Origin of the sequence: Corynebacterium sp. HMSC062E11 (genome assembly GCF_001811845.1) — a bacterium.
Classification (GTDB): domain Bacteria; phylum Actinomycetota; class Actinomycetes; order Mycobacteriales; family Mycobacteriaceae; genus Corynebacterium; species Corynebacterium hesseae.
Genome location: NZ_KV806802.1, coordinates 23,873 through 29,986, shown reverse-complemented (window position 1 = coordinate 29,986; position 6,114 = coordinate 23,873). Strand labels below are relative to the sequence as shown.

At 61.1% G+C, this 6,114-nt stretch carries 5 protein-coding genes; 2 read left to right on the top strand and 3 right to left on the bottom strand.

Translation table 11 applies throughout. From position 1 onward, the window contains the following. Positions 1-135 precede the first annotated feature (135 nt). A complete protein-coding gene (locus tag HMPREF2822_RS07430; protein WP_070523103.1) occupies positions 136-2,364 on the bottom strand; it encodes a LamG-like jellyroll fold domain-containing protein in 2,229 nt (742 codons plus the stop codon). Between the two features lie 126 nt (positions 2,365-2,490). Between HMPREF2822_RS07430 and HMPREF2822_RS07425 the strand changes: the two genes are divergently transcribed. Further along, positions 2,491-2,919 carry an OsmC family protein gene (locus HMPREF2822_RS07425; protein ID WP_070523102.1) on the top strand — a complete coding sequence of 143 codons (429 nt, stop codon included), beginning with the start codon at positions 2,491-2,493 and terminating at the stop codon, positions 2,917-2,919. A gap of 12 nt (positions 2,920-2,931) precedes the next feature. On the opposite strand, the gene HMPREF2822_RS07420 is transcribed toward HMPREF2822_RS07425, so the two are convergent. Next, the gene (locus tag HMPREF2822_RS07420; protein WP_070523101.1) at positions 2,932-3,933 is read right to left on the bottom strand and encodes a hypothetical protein; all 1,002 of its coding nucleotides are present in this window, start codon (positions 3,931-3,933) and stop codon (positions 2,932-2,934) included. A 176-nt stretch (positions 3,934-4,109) separates the two neighbouring features. Between HMPREF2822_RS07420 and HMPREF2822_RS07415 the strand changes: the two genes are divergently transcribed. Then, on the top strand, positions 4,110-5,036 hold the full coding sequence (locus HMPREF2822_RS07415) for a DUF1906 domain-containing protein (protein ID WP_070523098.1): 927 nt from the start codon (positions 4,110-4,112) through the stop codon (positions 5,034-5,036). Between the two features lie 23 nt (positions 5,037-5,059). Here HMPREF2822_RS07415 and HMPREF2822_RS07410 read toward each other — a convergent pair whose 3' ends face one another. Beyond that, on the bottom strand, positions 5,060-6,094 hold the full coding sequence (locus HMPREF2822_RS07410; protein ID WP_070523095.1) for a hypothetical protein: 1,035 nt from the start codon (positions 6,092-6,094) through the stop codon (positions 5,060-5,062). Positions 6,095-6,114 lie beyond the last annotated feature (20 nt).

Sequence of the window (6,114 nt, the reverse complement as noted above, 5' to 3'; positions counted from 1 at the left end):
CACTACGTGTCCACGATTTGCGGGCAACCCCACAGACACACATTTTGACCCTTAACCCGCTAAAATCCGCCCAGGGCCATCACAATAGAAAACCCCCGCCTCAATGTGAGTCGGGGGACGGAGGGTGAACGGTAACTAGTTCAGACCCGGGATCTGCGGCAGCTTCGGCTGCGGGATGTTAAGACCGAAGATGCGGTTGATGGTCGGGATGAGGCCGTAGGCGGCACCGCCGACGACAGCGATGATGGCGATGATCGGCAGGATGACCTTCGCGCCGCGGCTGGAGCCGGCGAAGAAGGCCTGGCCCATGTCATCGATGGAAGGCTCCTGCGTGTTGGTCGGCTTGGTGGGCGTGGTGGTCGACTCAGTCAGTGAGGTGGTCGCGGAGGAGGACGGCTCCTCATCCTTCATGGAGGGGCGAGCGGTCAGCCACTGGTCGGAGTCCAGAACGCCCTGGGTCAGGCGGGTCTCACCAATCCAGCCGTACCACGGGTCCTGCGGCTTGCGGTTATCAAAACCAGCGCCCATGACCCACTGCAGGTCGCCCGGCAAGAGGCCCTCAGCGCCCTTGGCGTTCCGCAGGATGGGAGCACCGTTGATGAACATCTCCACGGTGTCGGAATCCGGCTTGTTCACCACGGCGATGTGCATCCACTCATCGGTAGGTACCTCGTGGGACCAGACGGTGGAGCCGGTGCCTTCCTTGGGCTCTGCCCACCAGCGCAGCTCACGCAGGTTGGAGATGCCGAACATGACGGTGGGGTCGGTGTCATCGGAGCCGTCGACAAGCTCAGCAATGCTGGAGTCGCGGGAGAGCGCACTCCCCCAGCCGTGCTCAGAGCCGTTGAAATCCTTCGGAATCTTCACGAAGGACTCGAAGGTGTAACCCGCGGAGGTATCGACCTTGTTGATGTCAGCGCCCTCCTTGGAACGGAACTCCGCCATCGCGGTCTTGCCAGCTGGGTCGGACCAGTAGAGGGAACCGGAATCGGAGGACAGCGGGTGGTGGTCGGTGCTGTAGGTGATGCGCTCGCCCAGATTGGAAGGGCCGCCTTCGCGAACGAGGTCGCCGGCACCATCCGCACCGAAGGCATCCGGAATGACTGCACCTTCGGTGGCCACGTCGCCGTCGGCAAGCTGCTTGCCGTCCTTGTCCTTGGTCTGGCCCGGGCGCCAGTGGAAGACGGTCTCATCAGCCTTCACAAAGTCATTCAGGCCCTCCGGCAGCTGATCCTTCGGAATTGTGTACGGGGTGTAGCCCTCTTCAGCGATGTCGCGGGCCTTCTGACCAAGGTCCGGGTCATTCTCATCACCGATGCTCCACTCCGGGGCAAAGTCAGCGAAGCGCTCTTTGAAGTTCAGCGGCACGTGGTAGCTATCGCCCTTGCCGTCGAGGATGAGCTTGTCGAACTGCGTGAGCTCCTCCGCCGGTTTCTGCGCCACCCACGGGGACAGGGCGGTCATTTCCAATTCGTTGCCGGAGAGGTCAAACTCCAGCACGCCGAGCAAGCCATTGCCGCCCTGGTAAGCCATCTGGTAGTCCTGCAGGATACCGATGACGTCGTGACCAGCACCGTTCTTGTCCACACGGTAGCCCGCACCGTGGTGATGGCCGCCCATGGTGAGGAAGATCTGGTCGTTCTTCTTGATGAACTTGTCCCACAGGCCCTGACCATAGTCATCGGAGTAGAAGACCTCGCCAGCACCATCGATGTTGAGCACCTCGTGGCTGGTGAGGATGACCGGCAGGTCCGGGTGCGCATCGAGAACGCCCTGTGCCCACTCCAGCGCCGCATCGTCCGCGCGCCAGCCCAGCGCCAGGACCAGGTACTTCTGCCCCTCGGCTTCAAAAATGTGGTACTCGGAGTCATTGTTGACTGCGGCGTGGCGCTCTTGGAAGGTTTCCGGGTTGGCAGCCTTGGCGCGCTCAGCGCTGAAGTAGTCGTTGTACGGGTGCGCTGACTTATCCTCAATCATGTCGTGGTTGCCCGGCAGGATGGAGTAGTTCAGGTCGGAATCATCGAGGACCTTCATGGCCTCGTCGGCAACCTTCCACTCGCCCTCGACGTCCGCTTGGTCCACCACGTCACCGAGGTGCGTAGCGAAGTCCATGTTGAGCGCTTCCTGATTCTTCACCAGCCACTCGACCTGCGCCTTAAAAGGCTCGCTGCCGTAGCGCGCCTGGGCCAGGTTGCCAGTTTCCGGAGTGGAGTAACGAGAATAGAACTGGGTATCCGGCAACACGCCGATGCTAAAACGCGAGCCCAGGCCTTCTGCTGGTTCGGCGGCGGAGGCGGGGACAACGAGGAACGTACCGGCCACCGAGGCGGTGACCACGGTGCCGAGCAGGCGGCGAGAAGTCATAGATCTTCCAATCACAGTGAATAAAGCCAAAAGAGACATAAGAAATGTATTCTCCATAGCTTGCTCTCACGTAACGACCGCATGAACGCACGTTTAAATGATTTCCCGCCGCTAGGATGAACGCTCATGAGCAACATCACGAAGAAGTATGACGTCGACGTCACCCGCGTAGATACCGGCCGCTACCGCGCCACGAATGCTGCGGGCGCCAGCCTCGAATTCGGCACGGGCGAAGGCATGCTGAGCCCGGTCGAGCTGTTGCTCGCCGCCGTAGCGGGCTGTTCGGCCGTCGACGTTGACGTGGTCACCTCCCGCCGCACGGAGCCGGAGCTTTTCGACGTCCACGTGGAAGGCACCCGCGTCAACGAGGACGGCGCCTCCAGGCTTAGCGACGTCAACGTGGAATTCTCCCTCCGCTTCCCCGATACCGACGCCGGCCGTCAGGCCCAGTCCATGGTGGAGCGCCTGGTGCGCATCTCCCACGAGAAGGACTGCACTGTGTCCCGCACGGTAGAAAACCCCACTAACGTCACGTTCCGCACGACCCAGCCCTAAGCCCACTCCGCTTTAAGCGAAGGGGTTATCTTTGGGCGAAAGATCCTCCTCCCAGGAATTTACGAAGGGGTTGCCCATCGCTTCGCGCACGTTGCCTAAGCCATCCCCGAATGGGTTGCGCCCAGCATCGCTGCGCCGACGGCGATAGCGCTCAAGATCCGCTTGCGCCATGTGGCCCAGCTCTTCGCCGTCCACCACGAGCCAGGAAAGCGGGTTGGGATCCACCATGCGGCGCGGCCGGCCCTGATGCGGTGAGGACAACATGGTGCGGATATCCGCTCGTGCCTGGTCCAGTTCCCCGAGGTCCTTCGGGCTCAACGAGGTTTTTATGGTCTTGCCGCCACCGGTTCCAACAACCTCAGCCTTGAGCATGCTAAAAGAAAAGACTCCAGAGGGAATCGAGGGATTGCGCATGTCCACTTTGTCGAAGGCAAGGACGTCGTCATCGTCGAAAACCAGAATGAGCCCTTGCGGGGTGATGTACACCCAGGCCTCGTGCTGCATGTCGACGTCCACGCGATAGAACCCAATGAGCGGCTCGTCCGGCTCCAGCAGCCCATAGGCATTGAGCTGGATTGTTCCCACTCCGCCGCACTGCGCAAAGCCGTGGTCCCACAGGTAGTGCATCTGCCCTTGCAACAGCAATTCCCAGAGGCCTCGAATGAAGTCAGAGAGGAGCGCACCGTATCTGGCTGCCAGCGGCTTGTGGATGCGCAGGTAGCCAGATCGAATCTCAAACACGATGGGATACGTCAGGGGCAGCGACTCGACGAAGTCGGCATCGATATCCATGCGGTCGCTATTGACCTCAATGAATTCTTCAGCCGGGAAAAGATGCTCCACCACGAGAGTGTTGCCTTCTTTACGAGTATCAAGGATCCACGGGGAATTCAGGCGACAGTTCTCGATATAGCCGTGGAGAACCGCTTGCACCTCGGCATCGCTGAACTGCTGGTGATTAAGCCGGACAACGCTGTCTCCCTGCACAAACCGCATTCTCAGCTCTTCGGCCATGCTCACTCCTCCGTCCTTAAGATCCCATACGCCTCGAAAACTCTGCGAGGCGCACCTGTGCACCCACCCATACTAATTGTGATGCAATTTTAGACCATCGTGACTAAAGTGACTTCAGATACTTTCTTCGCCCCATCTTTATCAGCCAGCTTGACCCCTGCTAGGAGAACTCCACCATGTCTTTGTCCCGCCGCTCCCTCATCAAAGCCGGCGCCCTCGCGCTCACGGCCGGTGCCATCGGCAGCCACGCCCCCGCCGCGCTCGCCGTAGGCCCAGCTGTGGGCACCATCGTTGATTTCTCCGGCGGCGTCCCTTCCGCCCGCGCCATCAAAGCGGCAGGCCACCTTGGCGCCATCCGCTATGTTTCCCAGCGCCGTCCGGGCGCAGAGTGGATGAAGGGCAAGCCCGTCACCCTGGCAGAGACGAAGGCCAACGCCGCAGCGGGCCTAAAGACCGCCTCCATCTACCAGTTCGGCCGCGCCGACAACGCCGACTGGCTCAACGGCGCCGCGGGCGCTGCTATCCACGCGCCGCAGGCCATCGCCATCCACAAGGCCGCGGGCGGGCCAACGGGCCGCCCCATCTACATCGCTATCGATGACAACCCCACCCGCGCCCAGTATGAAAACCAGATCCGCCCCTACCTCAAGGCCTTCTCGACAGCGCTGAGCGCGGCCGGCTACCAGACCAGCGTATACGGCAATTACAACGTCATCGATTGGTGCGTTGCCGACCGAATCGGCCAGTTCTACTGGATGCACGATTGGGGCTCGGGTGGCAAGATCCACCCGCGCACCACCATCCACCAGAAAGCCAAGAACCAGGCCACCATCGACGGCGTGACCTGCGATATCAACACCGTCTACGCGAATGATTGGGGCCAGTGGACCCCGGGCAACGGCGGGGTTAACCCGCCGAAGGCCCAGGACAACCCGGCGGCGCCGAATAACATCCCGCTGCCCAACATCTCTCTGCCGGATCCCACCGGGCGCGGCTCCAGCGTGAACGGTGATGGCATCACCATCGCCGGTTCCTCCATCAGCACTGACCAGGTGCGCGGTGCGGTGGATATCCTCAACACCGTGCGCAAGTCCATGGGCTAAACGCCTTTCTGCAGCGCGGTCCCCTACCTCGCCGCAGTCGTCTTCGACGCCGAAGCCTTAGAACGCGAAGCCGGCGAGGACGCAGTGGAGGACGGCTCCGCAGATGAGGACGCTGCTGCTGGCGACGCCGCCGTGGACGTTGTGGAGGTCGCACTGGTGGTAGCGGTGGACGTCGCCAAGCGCGTGGCGATAGCACTGGGGTTGGCCAGCGCCTCCTTGTTCAGGTTGTTGCCCTTCACCAGGTTCTTTCCGGTAATCTCCTTGCGCACGTAGGACGTGAGCTCCTCGGCGGAGCCTTCGATGGAGGCAGCCACAACAAAGTCCTCCCCGAAAGACACCGAGGAGTGCCGGTCCTTGCTGTCCGACCATCCCCATTTGGAGCCCACGACGTCGCTCAATTTCGCGGTTCCATAGTCTTGCTGGTACCCGTCGGCCGAGACGGCATCGGCATGGGACATCGCCACCAGCACCGGATGGGTCGGATCATCTTCCATGAGCTGGACAATGAACCGCACCACGTCATAGGTAGAAGTCATGGAATGCCCCCAGTCCTCCCCCGCGGACGTGGACTCCAAGCCATATTCCTTAGCGATGACATCGATGGATCGCGGGTACTTCTCAAAGAGTTTTGCAGCACTCTCGTCGGAAGAATCAGCAATCATATCCAGCGCCACGTACTTGTCCTCAAAGGACCCGCGTTCCAGCACGTAGGTTGCGATGTAGAGCTTGATTAGGCTCAGCGCATAGCGCGGCTGATGCTCGGTGGCTGAACCCATATGCATGCCCGTCTCAATGCGGTAATACGTAATGGCCTTGGAATCATCACCGTTCAGGAACTGCCCCACCGAATCTGGGACTGCCGCAAGTTGCAGCTGCCCTTTCCTATGTGTGATGGGACCAGGCTTGGTTACGCTGGCCTGCGCTGAACCGCCAGCCGTGGAGTCTGCTTCGTGCGCTGGCGAGCATGCAACTAATGAGGCTGCACCGAGTACGCACGCCAGAAGGGCGGCACCAGCTCGCGCTGGCGCCGCCCTGTGAGAAGGCTGAGAGTAGAACACGTTGCTTGAGTCTACTCTGT